The sequence below is a fragment of the Pseudomonas sp. P42 genome (assembly GCF_017973755.1).
Classification (GTDB): domain Bacteria; phylum Pseudomonadota; class Gammaproteobacteria; order Pseudomonadales; family Pseudomonadaceae; genus Aquipseudomonas; species Aquipseudomonas iridis.
Genome location: NZ_JACOPU010000002.1, coordinates 800388 through 818398 on the forward strand (window position 1 = coordinate 800388; position 18011 = coordinate 818398).

General features: G+C 54.1%; 17 protein-coding genes. All 17 read left to right on the forward strand.

Features of this window, described 5'->3' with window-relative positions; genetic code table 11:
- Nucleotides 1–2: 2 nt before the first annotated feature.
- Nucleotides 3–1115, forward strand: a complete 1113-nt coding sequence (gene hisC, locus H8B20_RS08615) for a histidinol-phosphate transaminase (RefSeq protein ID WP_210622849.1) — start codon at nt 3–5, stop codon at nt 1113–1115.
- A gap of 28 nt (nt 1116–1143) precedes the next feature.
- Entirely contained in the window at nt 1144–3351 is a 2208-nt protein-coding gene (locus H8B20_RS08620; protein WP_241866057.1) for a bifunctional prephenate dehydrogenase/3-phosphoshikimate 1-carboxyvinyltransferase, read from the forward strand.
- A complete protein-coding gene (cmk, locus tag H8B20_RS08625) occupies nt 3348–4037 on the forward strand; it encodes a (d)CMP kinase (RefSeq protein ID WP_047302446.1) in 690 nt (229 codons plus the stop codon). The genes H8B20_RS08620 and cmk overlap by 4 nt, the downstream gene beginning before the upstream one ends.
- A 119-nt stretch (nt 4038–4156) precedes the next feature.
- Nucleotides 4157–5839, forward strand: coding sequence for a 30S ribosomal protein S1 (gene rpsA / locus H8B20_RS08630; protein ID WP_007908431.1), 1683 nt, complete (start codon nt 4157–4159; stop codon nt 5837–5839).
- Between the two features lie 192 nt (nt 5840–6031).
- The gene (locus tag H8B20_RS08635) at nt 6032–6310 is read left to right on the forward strand and encodes a hypothetical protein (RefSeq protein ID WP_210622851.1); all 279 of its coding nucleotides are present in this window, start codon (nt 6032–6034) and stop codon (nt 6308–6310) included.
- Between the two features lie 150 nt (nt 6311–6460).
- Complete coding sequence (gene ihfB / locus H8B20_RS08640) at nt 6461–6757, forward strand: integration host factor subunit beta (protein ID WP_003189779.1); 297 nt, start codon at nt 6461–6463, stop codon at nt 6755–6757.
- 27 nt (nt 6758–6784) lie between these two features.
- Nucleotides 6785–7024 (forward strand): lipopolysaccharide assembly protein LapA domain-containing protein, encoded by a 240-nt coding sequence (locus H8B20_RS08645; RefSeq protein WP_210622852.1) that lies wholly within the window; start codon nt 6785–6787, stop codon nt 7022–7024.
- Nucleotides 7025–7248: 224 nt separating this feature from the next.
- Nucleotides 7249–8325 (forward strand): dTDP-glucose 4,6-dehydratase, encoded by a 1077-nt coding sequence (rfbB, locus tag H8B20_RS08650; protein WP_210622853.1) that lies wholly within the window; start codon nt 7249–7251, stop codon nt 8323–8325.
- Nucleotides 8322–9215: a dTDP-4-dehydrorhamnose reductase gene (rfbD, locus tag H8B20_RS08655; protein WP_210622854.1), complete on the forward strand. Its 894-nt coding sequence runs from the start codon at nt 8322–8324 to the stop codon at nt 9213–9215. The genes rfbB and rfbD overlap by 4 nt, the downstream gene beginning before the upstream one ends.
- Nucleotides 9212–10102: a glucose-1-phosphate thymidylyltransferase RfbA gene (gene rfbA / locus H8B20_RS08660; RefSeq protein WP_150593101.1), complete on the forward strand. Its 891-nt coding sequence runs from the start codon at nt 9212–9214 to the stop codon at nt 10100–10102. Before rfbD ends, rfbA begins: the two co-directional genes overlap by 4 nt.
- A 54-nt stretch (nt 10103–10156) precedes the next feature.
- On the forward strand, nt 10157–11077 hold the full coding sequence (locus H8B20_RS08665) for a glycosyltransferase (RefSeq protein ID WP_210622855.1): 921 nt from the start codon (nt 10157–10159) through the stop codon (nt 11075–11077).
- 175 nt (nt 11078–11252) lie between these two features.
- Nucleotides 11253–12242, forward strand: coding sequence for a glycosyltransferase family 2 protein (locus H8B20_RS08670; RefSeq protein WP_210622856.1), 990 nt, complete (start codon nt 11253–11255; stop codon nt 12240–12242).
- Nucleotides 12243–12295: 53 nt separating this feature from the next.
- Complete coding sequence (locus H8B20_RS08675) at nt 12296–13114, forward strand: ABC transporter permease (RefSeq protein WP_210622857.1); 819 nt, start codon at nt 12296–12298, stop codon at nt 13112–13114.
- A complete protein-coding gene (locus H8B20_RS08680; RefSeq protein WP_210622858.1) occupies nt 13104–14435 on the forward strand; it encodes an ABC transporter ATP-binding protein in 1332 nt (443 codons plus the stop codon). Before H8B20_RS08675 ends, H8B20_RS08680 begins: the two co-directional genes overlap by 11 nt.
- Nucleotides 14410–15024, forward strand: a complete 615-nt coding sequence (locus tag H8B20_RS08685; protein ID WP_210622859.1) for a class I SAM-dependent methyltransferase — start codon at nt 14410–14412, stop codon at nt 15022–15024. The genes H8B20_RS08680 and H8B20_RS08685 overlap by 26 nt, the downstream gene beginning before the upstream one ends.
- Before the next feature lie 16 nt (nt 15025–15040).
- Nucleotides 15041–16867: a sulfotransferase family protein gene (locus H8B20_RS08690; RefSeq protein WP_210622860.1), complete on the forward strand. Its 1827-nt coding sequence runs from the start codon at nt 15041–15043 to the stop codon at nt 16865–16867.
- Nucleotides 16868–16870: 3 nt separating this feature from the next.
- Complete coding sequence (locus H8B20_RS08695) at nt 16871–17932, forward strand: glycosyltransferase family 2 protein (RefSeq protein ID WP_210622861.1); 1062 nt, start codon at nt 16871–16873, stop codon at nt 17930–17932.
- Nucleotides 17933–18011 lie beyond the last annotated feature (79 nt).

An 18011-nucleotide genomic window follows, 5' to 3' on the forward strand; every position in this document is an offset into this window, starting at 1 on the left:
TAATGAGTGGCAATTTCCTCGCTCTGGCACAGCCGGGCGTGCAACAACTTTCGCCTTACGTTCCGGGTAAGCCTGTGGATGAGCTGGCGCGCGAGCTGGGTCTGGACCCGGCAAAAATCGTCAAGCTGGCGAGCAACGAAAACCCGCTGGGTGCCAGTCCCAAAGCCTTGGCGGCGATCCGCGAAGAGCTGGCAGAGCTGACTCGTTATCCCGATGGCAACGGCTTTGCGCTGAAGTCCTTGCTGGCCGAGCAGTGCCGCGTCGAGCTGAACCAGGTCACCCTGGGCAACGGCTCCAACGACATTCTTGAGCTGGTGGCGCGTGCCTATCTGGCGCCAGGCCTCAACGCCGTGTTCAGCGAGCATGCGTTCGCGGTGTATCCGATCGCGACTCAAGCGGTCGGCGCTCAAGCCAAAGTGGTGCCGGCCAAGGATTGGGGGCATGACCTGCCTGCGATGCTGGCGGCCATCGATGCCAACACTCGAGTGGTGTTTATCGCCAATCCGAACAACCCGACCGGCACCTGGTTCGGCGCTGAAGCGCTGGACGAGTTCCTGCAGGATGTTCCGGAGCATGTGCTGGTGGTCCTGGATGAGGCCTACATCGAGTACGCCGAAAGCAGCGACTTGCCGGATGGTCTGGATTTCCTCGCGGCGTATCCGAACCTGCTGGTTTCGCGCACCTTCTCCAAGGCTTATGGCCTGGCTGCATTGCGCGTTGGTTATGGTTTGTCGACTCCGGTAGTGGCGGACGTGCTGAACCGTGTTCGCCAGCCATTCAACGTCAACAGCCTGGCCCTTGCGGCTGCCTGTGCGGCGTTGAAAGACGAGGAGTATCTGGCACAAAGCCGTCAGCTCAACGCGTCCGGCATGCAGCAGTTGCAAGCGGGTTTCCGTGAGCTGGGTCTGGGCTGGATCGAGTCCAAAGGCAACTTTATCTGCGTCGATCTCGCTCAGGTGGCGGCTCCGGTGTTCCAGGGGTTGCTGGCTGAAGGTGTGATCGTGCGTCCGGTGGCCAATTACGGCATGCCGAATCACCTGCGGATCACCATTGGTCTGCCGGCCGAAAACAGCCGTTTCCTTGAAGCGCTGCGCAAGGTTCTGGCTCGTGGGTGATGTCACTGCGCTGCAATCTGCTGCACCTATGATCGGTCGCCTTGTGGTGGTTGGTCTGGGGTTGATCGGTGGTTCGTTTGCCAAAGGCTTGCGTGAAAGTGGCGTTTGCCGTGAAGTGGTCGGGGTCGATCTCGATCCGCAATCGCGCAAGTTGGCGGTCGAGTTGGGTGTGGTGGATCGCTGTGAAGACGATCTGATGGCCGCGTGTCAGGGCGCTGACGTGATTCAGTTGGCAGTGCCTATTCTGGCCATGGAAAAAGTCCTCGCGCGTTTGGCGAGCATGGACCTGGGTCGGGCGATTCTGACTGATGTCGGCAGCGCCAAGGGCAATGTGGTGCGCGCGGCGACCGAGGCGTTTGGCGGCATGCCTGCGCGGTTCGTGCCGGGCCATCCGATAGCCGGCTCCGAGCAGAGCGGGGTGGAAGCCTCCAATGCCGAACTGTTCCGTCGTCATAAAGTGATCCTGACGCCGCTTGAGCAAACCGATCCGGCTGCGCTGGCGATCGTTGATCGGTTGTGGCGCGAATTGGGGGCTGACGTCGAGCACATGCAGGTCGAGCGTCACGATGAGGTGCTGGCCGCAACCAGTCATTTGCCGCATCTGCTGGCCTTCGGTCTGGTCGACTCGTTGGCCAAGCGCAATGAAAACCTTGAGATCTTCCGTTACGCTGCCGGTGGTTTTCGCGATTTCACAAGAATCGCCGGAAGCGACCCGGTGATGTGGCACGACATCTTTCTCGCCAACCGCGAGGCTGTTCTGCGCACACTCGATACATTTCGCAGCGACCTCGACGCCTTGCGCGACGCGGTCGATACAGGGGATGGGCACCAATTGTTGGGCGTTTTCACTCGCGCCCGGGTTGCCCGTGAGCATTTCAGTAAAATCCTGGCCCGCAGGGCCTATGTGGACGCTATGAATTCCAACGATCTGATCTTCCTGGCTCAACCTGGTGGCCGCCTGTCCGGTCGGATTCGCGTACCGGGCGATAAATCCATTTCCCACCGCTCGATCATGCTCGGTTCGCTGGCCGAAGGCGTCACCGAAGTCGAAGGTTTCCTTGAGGGCGAAGACGCCCTGGCAACCTTGCAGGCGTTCCGCGACATGGGCGTGGTCATCGAAGGCCCGCATCATGGTCGCGTGACCATTCACGGTGTCGGCCTGCATGGCCTGAAGCCTGCGCCGGGCCCCATCTATCTGGGCAACTCCGGTACATCGATGCGTCTGCTGTCCGGCCTGTTGGCGGCGCAGAATTTCGACAGCACCCTGACGGGCGATGCTTCGCTGTCCAAGCGTCCGATGAATCGCGTGGCTAATCCGCTGCGTGAAATGGGCGCCGTGATCGAAACCGCTGCTGAAGGTCGTCCACCGATGACCATTCGTGGCGGTCACAAACTCAAAGGCCTGACCTACACCATGCCGATGGCCAGCGCTCAGGTGAAATCCTGCCTGCTGCTGGCGGGTCTGTACGCTGAAGGCAAGACCACTGTCACCGAGCCTGCGCCAACCCGCGACCATACCGAGCGCATGCTGCGTGGCTTCGGGTACCCGGTGAGCGTTGAAGGCGCGACGGCTTCGGTCGAGTCCGGCGGCAAGTTGACCGCAACTCATATCGAAGTGCCGGGCGACATCTCGTCATCAGCGTTTTTCCTGGTGGCCGCTTCGATCGCCGAAGGCTCCGAGCTGGTGCTTGAGCACGTCGGTATCAATCCGACCCGTACCGGTGTCATCGACATCCTGCGCCTGATGGGCGCGGACATCACGCTGGAAAACCAGCGTGAAGTCGGCGGCGAGCCAGTGGCTGACTTGCGCGTTCGAGCAGCTAAGCTCAAGGGTATCGAGATTCCGGAGGAGCTGGTTCCGCTGGCTATCGACGAGTTCCCGGTGCTGTTCGTGGCCGCTGCCTGTGCCGAAGGGCGTACCGTGCTGACCGGCGCCGAAGAACTGCGGGTCAAGGAGTCGGATCGTATCCAGGTCATGGCGGACGGTTTGCTGGCACTGGGCGTCAAGTGCGAACCGACCCCGGATGGCATCATCATCGACGGCGGCCAGATCGGCGGCGGCGAAGTGCATGGCCACGGCGATCACCGCATTGCCATGGCTTTCAGTGTTGCGTCATTGCGCGCTACCGCGCCGATTCGCATCCATGATTGCGCCAACGTCGCGACATCGTTCCCGAACTTCCTCGCGCTGTGCGCTCAGGTCGGCATTCGTGTGGCACAAGAGGCTCAGTCGTGAAAAACATTGCACCGGTCATCACCATTGATGGGCCAAGCGGCTCGGGCAAAGGCACTGTAGCCGGGATCCTGGCCAAGCGTCTGGGCTGGAATCTGCTGGATTCCGGTGCGCTTTACCGCTTGCTGGCGTTTGCTGCGCACAATCACGGTGTCGACCTGACCAATGAAGAGCTGCTGAAGAAACTTGCCGCTCATCTGGATGTGCAGTTCATTGCGGCGACCGACGGTCAGCTGCAGCGCATCATTCTGGAAGGTGACGAAGTCAGCGATGTCATTCGCACTGAAAGCGTCGGTTCCGGCGCCTCTCAAGTGGCTGCATTGCCCGCCGTACGCGAGGCGCTGCTGCAGCGTCAACGCGCGTTTCAGGAGGCGCCGGGTCTGGTGGCCGATGGTCGCGACATGGGTACGGTGGTTTTTCCGACCGCACCGCTGAAGATTTTCCTGACCGCCAGTGCCGAGGAGAGGGCGCGCCGTCGATATTTGCAGTTGAAGGGCAAAGTCGAGGGTGTTAGTCTGTCGAGTCTGCTAGATGAGATCCGTGCACGCGATGAGCGTGACACCCAGCGCGCAGTAGCCCCGCTCAAACCGGCGGCTGATGCCATACAGCTGGATTCCACGGAGTTGTCCATCGATCAGGTGCTTGAACGCATCATGAGCGAGATCGCCATTCGCGATATCGCCGGGTGACCAAGAAGGTCGCAGGGGACCAGTCATAGTCCTGCGGCGCTTCTTCTATATGAAACTAACCCACACCGTCTGGGGTGTGGAGATGGGCGTATCCTTCGCCCTCATTTACAGGAATTAAAATGAGCGAAAGCTTTGCGGAACTCTTTGAAGAAAGCCTAAAAACCCTGAACCTTCAGGCAGGCTCCATCATCACCGGTGTTATCGTTGATATCGATTACCAAGCTCGCTGGGTAACCGTTCACGCTGGCCTGAAGTCTGAAGCACTCATCCCGCTTGAGCAGTTCTACAACGACGCTGGCGATCTGACTATCAATGTCGGTGACGAAGTTCACGTTGCTCTGGACTCGGTTGAAGACGGTTTCGGTGAAACCAAGCTGTCCCGTGAAAAAGCCAAGCGCGCTGAATGCTGGATCGTTCTGGAAGCTGCCTTCGCAGCCGAGGAAGTGGTCAAGGGCGTTATCAACGGTAAGGTTAAAGGCGGCTTCACTGTCGACGTTAACGGCATCCGTGCGTTCCTGCCAGGTTCCCTGGTTGACGTCCGTCCAGTGCGCGACACCACGCACCTGGAAGGCAAAGAGCTGGAATTCAAGGTCATCAAGCTGGACCAGAAGCGCAACAACGTTGTCGTTTCCCGTCGCAGCGTCCTGGAAGCCGAGAACTCCGCCGAGCGTGAAGCTCTGCTGGAATCCCTGCAGGAAGGCCAGCAAGTCAAAGGTATCGTCAAAAACCTCACCGATTACGGCGCATTCGTCGATCTGGGTGGCGTGGACGGCCTGCTGCACATCACCGACATGGCCTGGAAGCGCATCAAGCATCCTTCCGAGATCGTCAACGTTGGTGACGAAATCGACGTTAAGGTTCTGAAGTACGATCGCGAACGCAATCGTGTTTCCCTGGGCTTGAAGCAGCTGGGCGAAGATCCATGGGTTGCTATCAAAGCCCGTTACCCAGAAAGCACTCGCGTTACCGCTCGTGTAACCAACCTGACCGACTACGGCTGCTTCGCTGAGCTGGAAGAAGGCGTTGAAGGTCTGGTACACGTTTCCGAAATGGACTGGACCAACAAGAACATCCACCCTTCGAAAGTCGTACAAGTCGGCGACGAAGTGGAAGTTATGGTTCTGGACATCGACGAAGAGCGTCGTCGTATCTCCCTGGGCATCAAACAGTGCAAATCTAACCCATGGGAAGATTTCTCTGGCCAGTTCAACAAGGGCGATAAAATCTCCGGCACCATCAAGTCGATCACCGATTTCGGTATCTTCATTGGTCTGGACGGCGGCATCGACGGCCTGGTTCACCTGTCCGACATCTCCTGGAACGAAGTTGGCGAAGAAGCTGTTCGTCGTTTCAAGAAGGGCGACGAGCTGGACACCGTTATCCTGTCGGTTGACCCAGAGCGCGAGCGTATCTCCCTGGGTATCAAGCAACTGGAAAGCGACCCGTTCTCTGAGTACGTTCAAGAGAACGACAAAGGCGCCATCGTTAAAGGCACTGTGAAAGAAGTTGACGCCAAAGGCGCCATCATCGTTCTGGCCGACGATATCGAAGCGACTCTGAAAGCCTCCGAAATCAGCCGTGACCGCGTTGAAGACGCGCGCAACGTTCTGAAAGAAGGCCAGGAAGTAGAAGCCAAGATCATCAGCGTTGATCGCAAGAGCCGCGTAATCCAGCTCTCCATCAAGTCGAAAGACGATGCTGAAGAGAAAGAAGCTATCCAAAGCCTGAAGGCTGAAGAAGCTCCTGCTGGCGACACCACCATGGCGGCACTGCTGCGCCAGGCAATGGCCAAACAGAACTAAGTTCTGTTTGATCATTAAAAAGGGCGACTTCGGTCGCCCTTTTTTGTGCCTGCAATTTGATGCGACGCTTCAGCGCGTGAAACCATTTCCTTTGCTTATGGGTCTGTTTCTTTAATCGGATCAATCGTCTATTCACGACTAAGCTGGTCTTAAGCGTGTAGTCGTCAGGCATGGCCTGGCATAAGGAAGTGGATGAACAAGTTTATTGTCGTTGCAGCGGTGTTGGCGCTGGCGGGTTGCACCACAAGTGCGAAGACCCATGCTGTGCGCGGCGTCAGTGGTATCGAGGTCGACTGCTCCGGGCTGGGCTCTGGCTGGGAGAAGTGCCAAAAGCGTGCGGCGAAGGAATGCAAGGGAGCAGGTTACAAAGTGATTACGCGATCTGATGATGCCAAGGATGAGGATGATTACCCGTTCGGCTTCAACCCTGCGGGTCTCGTTACTCGAACCATGCTGGTGATCTGTCGCTAATCTCGCATGATCCGGTCGGGTGTTGATCTCCTGAAAATGCGCGTATCGACGCGTAGGGAGATATGTCAATCCCTGGGCTGTTCAAAATCTTCCGGGCGTGCTAAAACCTTTCAAGCGCTGATCTAGCTGCTTGAAAAAGAAGGGAAAAATATGACGAAGTCGGAGTTGATCGAACGAATTGTCACCCATCAAGGGCTACTCTCATCCAAGGATGTGGAGCTGGCCATCAAGACCATGCTTGAACAAATGTCCCAATGCCTGGCCACCGGTGATCGCATCGAGATCCGTGGGTTCGGCAGCTTCTCCCTGCACTATCGCGCGCCGCGCGTTGGTCGCAATCCTAAAACCGGCCAGTCCGTCAGCCTGGATGGCAAATTCGTTCCGCACTTCAAGCCGGGCAAAGAACTGCGCGATCGGGTGAACGAGGAAGAGGAGGAGGGGGTTTGACAGTCGCTATCTCTCAGGGAGCTATTCATGCGTAACCTCAAGCGCATACTTCTTGGCGTTTTTATTCTTTTGCTGGTGTTGGCGATTCTGGCGTTTGTGCTTGAAAATCAGCAGACAGTGTCCTTGTTGTTTCTTGGTTTGTCCGGGCCGCGCATGCCAGTTTCGCTGGCGGTGGTTTTGGCGTTGCTTGTAGGAATGCTGATTGGTCCGATGTTGAGCTGGTTTCTGGGGCGATCGTCCAGAGCGGCACGAAAACGTCTTGTCTGAAAGCGTCATGAGCAGAGCGTCTGTCGAAATTGCGCTTCAACCTGTTTATATCCATTAGTAAAACGTTCATTAAGCTGTAAAATGCTCCGCTTGTTCGATATCGGCACATTCCACATCGATTCAGACTGACTCTGACAAAAGCCGCCTGGATGAGGGTTTTTGCATTTATGGATTAGACCGCGCACGTTGGTGGCGCCGTCCGCAGCTCAAGGGTATGTTTTCGCGTGAAAATTTTAGTAACCGGCGGCGCCGGGTTTATCGGCTCGGCAGTCATCCGTCACATCATTTCCAACACTACCGACGCAGTAGTTAACGTCGATAAGCTGACTTATGCCGGTAACCTCGAATCGTTGGCTGATGTCAGCCTGAATTCGCGTTATGCATTTGAGCGCGTTGATATCTGTGATCGTGATCAAATCGACCGCGTCCTTCGTGACCATCAGCCGGATGCGATCATGCACCTGGCTGCGGAATCCCACGTTGATCGCTCGATTACTGGTCCGTCCGAGTTCATCCAGACCAACATCATCGGCACCTACACGTTGCTTGAGGCTGCGCGCCACTATTGGGCTGCGCTGGATGATGCACGGAAGGCGAGCTTCCGTTTTCACCATATTTCGACTGATGAAGTTTATGGTGATCTCGAAGGCCCGGAGGATCTCTTCACCGAAACCACTCCGTATCAGCCAAGCTCGCCTTACTCGGCCAGCAAGGCCAGTTCCGACCATCTGGTTCGCGCCTGGGCCCGTACTTATGGCCTGCCGACCTTGGTCACCAATTGCTCGAATAACTATGGCCCGTGCCATTTCCCCGAGAAACTGATTCCGCTGATCATTCTCAATGCGCTGGAAGGCAAGCCGCTGCCTGTGTATGGCAAAGGCAATCAGGTTCGTGATTGGCTTTATGTCGAGGATCATGCTCGAGCGCTGTACAAAGTCGTCACCGAAGGTGTCATCGGTGAGACTTACAACATCGGTGGTCATAACGAAAAGCAGAATATCGAAGTCGTGAATACCCTTTGCGCACTTCTCGACGAGCTTCGTCCGGACTCTGCGCATCGCCCACACGCAAACCTGATCACTTATGTTCAGGATCGTCCTGGCCATGACCAGCGTTATGCCATTGATGCGAGCAAAATCCAGCGCGAGCTGGGCTGGACCCCGGAAGAAACCTTTGAATCCGGTATCCGCAAGACTGTTGAATGGTATCTGAACAATTCTGAGTGGGTCGAACACGTCAAGAGTGGCGCCTATCAGCAGTGGATCGATCAGAACTACGCGGATCGTGCTAACAAGGCATGAAAATCCTGCTGCTGGGTAAGAACGGGCAGGTGGGTTGGGAGCTTCAGCGCTCCCTTGCTCCGCTTGGCGAGTTGATTGCGTTAGATCGGCAGACGGTTGACGGCTTATGCGGCGACTTGGCTGATCTGTCGGCTTTGCGTGACGCGATAGCCCGGCTCAAGCCGGACGTTATTGTCAACGCAGCCGCCTATAACGCTGTGGACAAAGCCGAGTCGGAACCCGAGCTCGCCATGCAGGTCAATGCACTGGCGGTAAAGATGATGGCCGAGCAGGCGTTGCAAATGGACGCCTGGCTAATTCATTACTCGACTGATTACGTTTTTGACGGTCAAGGCAATATGCCTTGGCGGGAAACCGACATCGCCGCGCCGTTGAATCACTATGGCGAAAGCAAACTGGCGGGAGAGCAGGCTATCCAGGCGTCAGGTTGCAAGCATCTGATCTTTCGCACTAGTTGGGTGTTCGCGGAGCGCGGGCAAAATTTTGCCAAGACCATGTTGCGTCTGGCCAAGGACCGTGAGGAACTGAGCGTCATTGCTGATCAGATTGGGGCGCCCACAGGGGCTGACCTGATCGCGGATATCACTGCGCTCGCGTTGCAGAAGTCTCTGTCTCGACCTGAGTTGGCTGGCTTGTATCACTTGGCCGCCAGTGGTGAGGTATCTTGGTACGGTTATGCCTGCCATGTGCTCGGTTTCGCAAAGGCCAATGGCGAAGAGCTTGCCGTGCAGACTATCAGTCCGATCAAGGCGGTTGCTTACCCGTCACCCGCTCGTCGCCCGCTTAATTCGCGATTGAATACTCAGAAGCTGCGCGACAATTTTTCTCTACACTTGCCGGATTGGCAAAGTGGTGTAACTCGAATGCTTAGGGAAGTTCTTAACAAATGACCACCATAAATCGTAAAGGCATCATTCTCGCCGGCGGCTCGGGCACTCGTCTGCATCCGCTTACCCTCGGTGTGTCCAAGCAGATGCTGCCGATTTACGACAAGCCGATGATCTTTTATCCGCTGTCGGTACTGATGCTCGCCGGGATGCGCGAAATCCTGATCATCTCTACACCGGAAGATCTGCCATGCTTCAAAAAGTTGTTGGGTGATGGCAGTGTTTATGGCATCAAGCTGACTTATGCTGAACAGCCTAGCCCGGACGGTCTTGCTCAAGCCTTCATCATCGGTGAAGAATTCATCGGTAAAGACCCTTGCTGCCTCATCCTAGGTGACAACATTTTCTACGGTCAGCACTTCTCGGATAACCTGCGCTCCGCCAGTTCGCAGCAGCATGGTGCCACTGTGTTTGGCTATCACGTCTCCGATCCCGAGCGTTTCGGCGTGGTCGAGTTCGACGCTACCGGCCGTGCCCTGAGCATCGAAGAAAAACCGCTGAAGCCAAAATCCAACTATGCGGTAACCGGTCTGTACTTCTACGACAACAATGTTGTGGAAATTGCCAAGAACATCAAGCCGTCCGAGCGGGGTGAGCTTGAAATTACCGATGTGAACAGCGCCTACCTTGATCAGAAGTCTCTCAGTGTCGAGATGCTCGGTCGAGGCTTCGCTTGGCTGGACACCGGCACGCACGACTCGCTATTGGAAGCTAGTCATTTTGTGCACACAATTGAGCAGCGTCAGGGCTTGAAGGTCGCGTGCCTCGAAGAAATTGCCTACAACAATGGCTGGATCACTACCGAGCAACTCGCGTCTCAGGCGCAAGCCTTGAAGAAAACCGGTTACGGTCAGTATCTGCAAAAGTTGCTGGACACGCCTTCTCGCTGATTCGAAAGTACAGCGTCCCAATCGGTGCGTTCAACCGCTGTTAGCAGGAATGGCATGCCAGTAAAACATCCCAAGATTGCAGTTTTGCTGGCTGCCTATAACGGCATGCAGTGGATCGAAGAGCAAGTAGCTTCGATCCTTGGACAGCAAGCCGTCGATGTCACCATTCATATCAGCGTTGACTTGTCTGACGACGGTACTGAGGAGTGGTGCGAGGAGCTTGCCGCCGCCAATGGTCGCGTGATTCTCTTGGCACGCGCAGGTCGTTTTGGCGGTGCGGCTCGCAATTTTTTCAGGTTGATCCGAGACGTTGATCTGCATGGCTATGATGCTGTGGCGTTTGCAGATCAGGATGATATCTGGCATTGCGATAAATTGGCGCGCGCTATGGATGTGATCGCCGTGCGCGGTGTTGATGCCTATTCGAGTAATGTCACAGCGTTTTGGCCCGACGGTAGAACCATTCTGCTCGACAAGAGTCAAGCACAAGTCGACTGGGACTTCCTGTTCGAAGCGGCGGGCCCAGGTTGCACTTATGTGTTGAGTGCTGTGCTTGCCAAATCGCTGCGTCAAGAAGTTATCCGGGTTTGGGAGCAGTTACAGCACGTCACTTTGCATGACTGGTATTGCTATGCGTTTGCCCGCTCCCATGGGTTCAAGTGGTTCATTGATTCACGGTCCAGCATGCTTTATCGGCAGCATGAGAATAATCAGGTGGGAGCCAATATCGGGCTTTCATCGTTGTTGCAGCGTTACGCGTCCATCCGGGAAGGCTGGTGGTTCAGGCAGGTAAGGATCATTGCATTGCTTGTTGGTGTGGATAACCTGCCTTTTGTCAGAAGCTGGCTGATGTTGAGGCGGCGGGATTTTCTGCTGCTTTCCCTGCGATGCTCACAGTGCCGCCGTCGATTGCGAGACAAATTTTTATTTTTCTTCGTTTGTTGTATGACGGCTATCGTTGGAACGAAAACCTGATCGGGTGTTGAAATGAGTTGTGTTTTTTATGGCCGCTCGAAGCCTAACTATCGGCAATAAAATTTCTCTATAATCGCTCGCTTCGTAAAGGAAGCGAAAGGGGCTCGAGTAGCGCGAGTGCTGGAGACTATTCTTTAGGCTCGCCGACCGGCGTTTAATTGCAGTGGAGCATACAGTGGCAAGCCCCCAGTCCGCGGATTCCTCCAGCTCTAACCTGGATTTCGAAGCTGTCGAAGTGCCAGAAGTGGGTGAGTCCGTCGCGATATTGATGTGCTCCTACAACGGCGAACGGTTTCTTTCCGAGCAGTTGGCGTCAATTGAACGTCAGGACCATACAAATTGGCGCCTGTTCGTTTCCGATGATGGGTCTACCGACTCGACGCTGAGTCTTTTGAAGGATTTCCAGGCGCGTATGGGGGGCGAGAAGGTAACATTGCTTTCTGGCCCCCAAACCGGTTTCGCCAGTAACTTCATGTCACTCACCTGCCGCGAAGATATAGGTGCTGATTTCTTTGCCTGGTCGGATCAGGACGATATCTGGGGGACCGATAAACTGAGCGCCGCATTGACGTGGCTGCATGAAGTGCCGGCGGACGTTCCTGCACTGTATGCCTCTCGTACCACCCTGGTAAACGAGGAGGGCGTGATGGTAGGGATCACGCCTCTTTATTCTCGCGCATTTGGATTTCCCAACGCCTTGGTTCAGAACATTGCTGCCGGCAACACGATGGTATTCAATCGTGCTGCGCATGAACTGTTGAGATCCAATGCGCATCTGAGCATCGTCGCTCACGACTGGTGGGCCTACCTGCTGGTGACTGCAGCCGGTGGAACATTCTATTTCGACGAATTTCCCCATCTTTTTTATCGCCAGCATGAGGCGAATTCGATCGGTGCCAATACCGGGCTCAAGTCGACTATCGTACGAATCCAGAAGCTGTTTCAAGGTCGGCTGGGTCGCTGGATTGATCAAAACATCAGTAATCTGGAGGCGGTAGAGTTTCTCCTTACAGAGCAAAATCGTGAAGTGTTGCAGCGATTCAAAATAGCCCGCACCCGAAAACTCCCCGGCCGACTATTCGGTATTTGGCGCTCAGGTGTCTACCGTCAGACTCTAATGGGAAATGTGGGTTTGCTGGTCGCTGTAATTTTTAAAGGGGTCTGATCAATTATGTATCAATGGAGTTTATTTATGAGTGTCATTGAGGTTGCTGGCTGATGCAGATATTTTCAGCTTCGCCCGGTGTTATGTTTACCAGCGTTTGGCGCAACCGTGCGCTAATCGCCGCGTTGATCAAACGAGAGGTTATTGGCCGTTATCGCGGCTCTTTCATGGGAATCCTCTGGTCTTTCTTCAACCCTATCGTGATGCTCTCGATCTACACGTTTGTATTCAGTTTTATTTTCAAATCTCGTTGGGTAGGTGCCGGTGATTCCAAATCGGAATTCGCGTTGATACTCTTCGCGGGATTGATGGTCTTCAACCTGTTTTCCGAGTGCGTCACTCGCGCGCCGAATTTGATAATTTCAAATGCCAATTACGTTAAAAAGGTCGTGTTTCCTCTAGAGATATTACCGTGCGTGATAGCTGGCGCGTCGTTGTTTCATGCGTTGGTGAGCTTGATTGTCTGGACAGTGGCCTACTGGATTGTATTTGGAATGCCACCGGTCACAATGTTCTATCTCCCTGTGGTTATTGCCCCGTTGTTGTTGATCATTCTGGGTCTGTCCTGGGGGTTGGCTGCCCTTGGGGTGTATATGCGAGACGTCGCCCACTTCATTGGCTTAGTCACAAGCGGCCTGATGTTCCTGGCGCCTATTTTCTATCCTGCCACCGCTGTGGACGAGGAATACCGGTGGATGCTGCAACTTAACCCGCTGACCGCTGCGGTCGAAAACGTCAGAAGCGTTCTGTTTTTCGGGCAGCAACCAGATTGGCAAGTGCTTGGAATTTATTCATGCGTCGGAGTACTGGTCGCTTGCCTTGGCTTTGCCTTTTTCCAGAAAACCAGAAAGGGGTTTGCCGATGTCCTCTGAAATTGCAATCACGCTGCAGGATGTCAGTAAGTGTTATCACATCTATGACAAACCGCGGGATCGACTGGCGCAAATGCTTGCCGGTCAACGCAAGCAGTACTTCCATGAGTTCTGGGCGCTACGGAACGTTTCGTTCGACATCAAGCGAGGCGAGACTGTCGGTATTGTCGGCCGCAACGGCAGTGGCAAGTCCACGTTGCTTCAGGTCATCTGCGGCACATTGAACCAGAGTTCCGGCCAAGTGCAGACTGTGGGCCGTATAGGCGCTCTGCTTGAGTTGGGATCTGGTTTCAACCCAGAGTTCACCGGGCACGAAAACGTTTACATGAATGCCGCAATCCTGGGCTTGAGTCGGTCGGAAGTCGATGAGCGTTACGACGACATCACGGCTTTTGCCGACATTGGCGAATTCATTCATCAGCCGGTCAAGACTTATTCGAGTGGCATGATCGTTCGTCTGGCCTTTGCGGTTCAGGCGATGGTGGATCCCGATATTCTGATCGTCGACGAAGCGTTGGCGGTCGGGGATGAGCGTTTTCAACGAAAGTGTTTCGCTCGCCTTGACGAGTTGAAAGCCAAAGGCACTTCCATTCTGTTCGTATCCCATTCAGGGCCGCAGGTCGTTGAACTCTGTGATAGAGCGATCCTGATGGAGCGCGGCGAACTGATCTGTACTGGTTCGCCAATGAGCGTCGTGCGGGCGTATCAAAAATTGATCTATGCCCCTGTAGATGAGCAGCCGAGATTGATTGAAGAGTTTCGGCAGATCGGAAGCGAGAGGGTTGCGATCGAAGCTGACGAAATCAAATCCTTGGATGCTGAGGAAAAGGCCTCGGACGATCTGTATTTCGATCCGGGAATGGTTCCCGAGTCCACGACAATCTACCCGGAGCAGGGTGCGCGTATCGACTCCTTCGAGATCTTCGACAAGCTAGGACGGCGCTGCAATGTTCTGCAGGCTGGTGGTGACTACGACATCGTTATGACTGGCGAGTTGAAGGCCTCCGTCTCTCGAGTTTTTTTTGCAACGCATGTACGGACGGTGTCAGGCGTTGTGATTACCGGACAGCGCTTTCCTGACGAAGGCCATTACTTCGAATGCGATGGAACAGACCGGGCATTCAAAGTCACCTTCAGCTTCAATATGGTCATGATGCCGGGCGTATACTTTGTCGGGGGAGGCGTATGGTCGGAAAGCGAGCCGGCCTTGTGTCACCGCATTCTGGATGCACTCATGTTCCGTCTTGTGTCGGATCAGGGTACAAGATCTTTTGGTTATATGGACGTCTCTAATAATGAGCCAGCAATTGAACTACTCTGAAATCATTCCCGCGGAACAACTCAGGGAGATTCACACTTTCCATAAACTCACTGATGGCATGATCAGCCTGGAAGAGGGGCTGGCTCTCTATGTGTTGGCCGGTCAGGTCCGGTCTGGCTGCATTGTGGAAGTAGGTTCTTACCGTGGTCGCTCCACCGTTTTCCTGGGCCGAGGTTCTTTAGCCGGGCATCAAGCGCCAGTGTACGCGGTGGATCCACATAAACCCTTTATCGGTGTGCTCGGCGGCGTCTTTGGTCCCAAGGACCGTACCGAATTTTACAAAACCATGTTGATCACAGAGTGCAGCGAGATTGTGTCGTTGATCAATATGAGCAGTGAGATGATCGTTCCTAAGTGGAGCGAGCCGGTTGGTCTGTTGTGGATTGATGGCGACCACAGTTATGAAGGTGTAAAACGTGATTTCGAATGCTGGTTGCCACACGTAGCTGAAGGTGCCTGTATCGCTTTTGATGATGCTTCTGACCCTGTGCTGGGGCCGCGTCTTCTGATCAATGAGCTACTCGCAACGCAGGCGTACGAAGAGTGCATCAGCGTCGGCAAGGTATCCGTTCTTAAGAAAAAACAATAAGCCAGAGAGGACGGTAATGACGAGCACTGACGACCAGCTTTTGCCGGATTTTCTGACATGGAACAGCTGTGTTTCACAGGAGCGAAAATTATTCTACGTAGCGACCCCGAAAGTGGCTTGTACATCACTGAAATGGTGGTTCGCCGAGTTAGAAGGCGTTGCCGAAGCAGTTCGACAACTCAAAACCAGCTCCGAGACTGATCCTGAGCTTGTCATTCATGACTCGTTGAACATTGTTGCGCCGCAACTGAGCCTGCATTCGCAGGAGCAATTGCAGGAAATCAAGACAGGTGGTTTTTTCAGCTTCGCTCTGGTGAGAAATCCATATAAGAGGCTTTTTTCCGCTTGGCAGTCAAAAATATTGCTGCGCGAACCGTTACAGATTGAGGCCTATCTTGATCAGGCATTTGTTACATGCCCGGTTAAAACCATGCTTGATGTTGCTGCGGCGTTCGAGTGCTTTCTGGAGTACTTGAATACCTATGAGGCCGGTGACTTCCAGGACTGGCATTGGGCGCCGCAATACGAATTGCTCAAACCTCAACTATTTCCATATAGCGCTGTGTCGAAGATTGAGGATACTGGCGGGTTGAATGAGGCCCTACGTGCTCATTTAGGCGACGCTTACGTCAATCCATTCACTTCTTCAAAAGCCAATGAGAGCCTGATTCCTTATCTTCCGGAATTTATCAGCCCACGATCGAAAGCGCTGATCGAGCTGCTTTATGCAGATGACTTTGAATTCTTTGACTACTCAACCGAGTTGCCGCCGGCCAAAGAACAGTTTTCGCAAGAAAATCTGACGTTGGCGCTGAAGGGGATCGAGCTATTGCGCGGTCGGCATTTGCGGATTGCCGAAATGCGGCAGCATTGCAGTGCCGAGTTTTCTGCACTGTTGAAGGACAAGGATTGGCTGGTGGGGCAGCGCGATACCTGGATGGCTGTTTGCAAAGAAAAGGAAACTGAGCTAGTTGAGCTGCAAGGTTACTGTGCTGGAGAGGCGCAGAGGCTGGAGATGACGCATGCGGAGTTGGAGCGGTTGAAAGTCGAGATTGCGCAAACCAATGTTGCACTCGCGCATTCGAATAACGAACTCCAACACGCGAATCAGGAACTGGCCAAGAGCGTCGTCGAAAGTAAACAGATTGAAGCGGAGCTGGCAAAGAGCGTCGTCGAAAATAGACAGATTGAAGCAGAGCTGGCAAAGAGCGTCGTCGAAAATAGACAGATTGAAGCGGAGCTGGCAAAGAGCGTCGTCGAAAATAGACAGATTGAAGCGGAGCTGGCAAAGAGCGTCGTCGAAAATAGACAGATTGAAGCGGAGCTGGCCAAACGAAATGCCGAAGCGGCCATTCTGCAGACGGAATTAGCCGAGATAAAATCAGACGTGTCTCGCTTAATGTTCGAGCTGGAGCAAGCGAATGCCGATTGCGTTCAATCGAAATATGAGTTGGCGCAGACAAACTCGATGTTGGCACAATCGAATTCCGATTTGGCACAATCAAATTCCGAGTTGGCACGATTGAAGTCAGACCTGGCTCGATCCACCATCGAGCTGGCTCAATCCGGCAGTGAGCTGGCACAGTCCAATTCTGAACTGGTTAATTCGAATTCGGAGCTTGCGCGTTCTAACTCAGAACTGGCGCAATCCAATGCTCAACTCGACTGGTCAAAAAACGAGCTCATAAGGTTGCAGCAAACGATCTCATCGATGATATTTGAGCAAGAGGCATTTGCACTTAGGCATAAGCGATACCTGTCGTTTCACCGTTTCGTAGAGTCTGGTTTGGTTAATCGGTTGCGCAAGGCAGGGCGGCTCTTGAAAGGGCGCAAAGGAGAATAAAGAGTGGCAAAGGTTTCTGTTGTACTTACTTCTTATAATCATGAGAAGTTTATCGGGCAGGCGATCGATTCTGTTCTCCGTCAGACGTTTACTGATTGGGAGCTGATTATCGTTGATGACGTTTCACCCGATGGTTCCTGGGCCGTTATCGAAAGTTACAATGATCCCAGAATAAAAAAAATTCAGAATGACAGAACGCGACGTTATATCTACAACATAAACCGTGCCGTCGAATCACAAAGTACTGGTGAATACATTGCGATTCATCACTCGGACGACGCCTGGGAATCGGACAAGCTGGAAAAGCAAGTGGCCGTGCTGGAGGAAAATCCCGGCGTAGGCGCAGTGTTTTCGCACGTTCAATGCATTGACGAGAACAACCGTCCTCTTGTTGTCGAATGGTTCAATCAGCCGAACAAGCCGCGCACAGCGTGGTTGCGTTCCCTGTTCTTTAACGAGAACCAGTTGTGCCACCCAAGTGCGCTGGTCAGACGAAGTGCTTATGAACAAGCCGGTCTGTACAGAAGCGCAAACGCGCAGACAGACGATGCTGAAATGTGGACACGGTTGTTGATGATAGCCGACATCCATGTGGTTCAGGAAAAGCTGACTTTGCATCGGATTTTCTCGGATCAGTCCAATGAAAGCGGTGAGCGGCCGGATAGGCGCGCTCGGATGTGGCTGGAATGGTACTTGCAGAAGAAGCACTACATTGGCATGTCCCTGGCTGACATTCTTGCGGCGTTTCCTGAGAGTGAAAGGTGGGTGACACCGAAGGGCGCCAATAGTGGATACCTGCTGGCCATGTTCGCAATCCAGATTGGTGGTTGCCCAGGTACCCGGCTTTTCGGTGTCGAGCTTCTTTATCAATTGATGAATAATTCTGAAGAACGAGCAGACATCGAAGCGCTGCATGGCTTCACTTATCTCGATTTCATCGCGCTCACTGGCCAAGAAGATTTTTTCAACCCGGCTGCTATAGCGCCGGTGGCACCAAGGCAAATCCCCAGCAATCCGTTGCGGCGTTTTGCAGGTAAGGTCCTGCGTAAACTCCACGTATTGTAAACACACGGTTCGCAGAATAACCGATCAAGCCTGCACTTCGGTCGGGGGGTAGAGTTTCGCTTTCAGGTATTTGAATGCG

Excerpts from the sequence above, each read along its gene's own strand:
- H8B20_RS08645 (WP_210622852.1), top strand. The coding sequence starts at position 6,785 with ATGCGTAACCTCAAGCGCATACTTCTTGGCGTTTTTATTCTTTTGCTG.
- H8B20_RS08620 (WP_241866057.1), top strand. The coding sequence starts at position 1,144 with ATGATCGGTCGCCTTGTGGTGGTTGGTCTGGGGTTGATCGGTGGTTCG.
- rfbA (WP_150593101.1), top strand. The coding sequence starts at position 9,212 with ATGACCACCATAAATCGTAAAGGCATCATTCTCGCCGGCGGCTCGGGC.
- H8B20_RS08690 (WP_210622860.1), top strand. The coding sequence starts at position 15,041 with ATGACGAGCACTGACGACCAGCTTTTGCCGGATTTTCTGACATGGAAC.
- H8B20_RS08665 (WP_210622855.1), top strand. The coding sequence starts at position 10,157 with ATGCCAGTAAAACATCCCAAGATTGCAGTTTTGCTGGCTGCCTATAAC.
- hisC (WP_210622849.1), top strand. The coding sequence starts at position 3 with ATGAGTGGCAATTTCCTCGCTCTGGCACAGCCGGGCGTGCAACAACTT.
- H8B20_RS08635 (WP_210622851.1), top strand. The coding sequence starts at position 6,032 with ATGAACAAGTTTATTGTCGTTGCAGCGGTGTTGGCGCTGGCGGGTTGC.
- rpsA (WP_007908431.1), top strand. The coding sequence starts at position 4,157 with ATGAGCGAAAGCTTTGCGGAACTCTTTGAAGAAAGCCTAAAAACCCTG.
- ihfB (WP_003189779.1), top strand. The coding sequence starts at position 6,461 with ATGACGAAGTCGGAGTTGATCGAACGAATTGTCACCCATCAAGGGCTA.
- H8B20_RS08675 (WP_210622857.1), top strand. The coding sequence starts at position 12,296 with ATGCAGATATTTTCAGCTTCGCCCGGTGTTATGTTTACCAGCGTTTGG.
- H8B20_RS08680 (WP_210622858.1), top strand. The coding sequence starts at position 13,104 with ATGTCCTCTGAAATTGCAATCACGCTGCAGGATGTCAGTAAGTGTTAT.
- H8B20_RS08685 (WP_210622859.1), top strand. The coding sequence starts at position 14,410 with ATGAGCCAGCAATTGAACTACTCTGAAATCATTCCCGCGGAACAACTC.
- rfbD (WP_210622854.1), top strand. The coding sequence starts at position 8,322 with ATGAAAATCCTGCTGCTGGGTAAGAACGGGCAGGTGGGTTGGGAGCTT.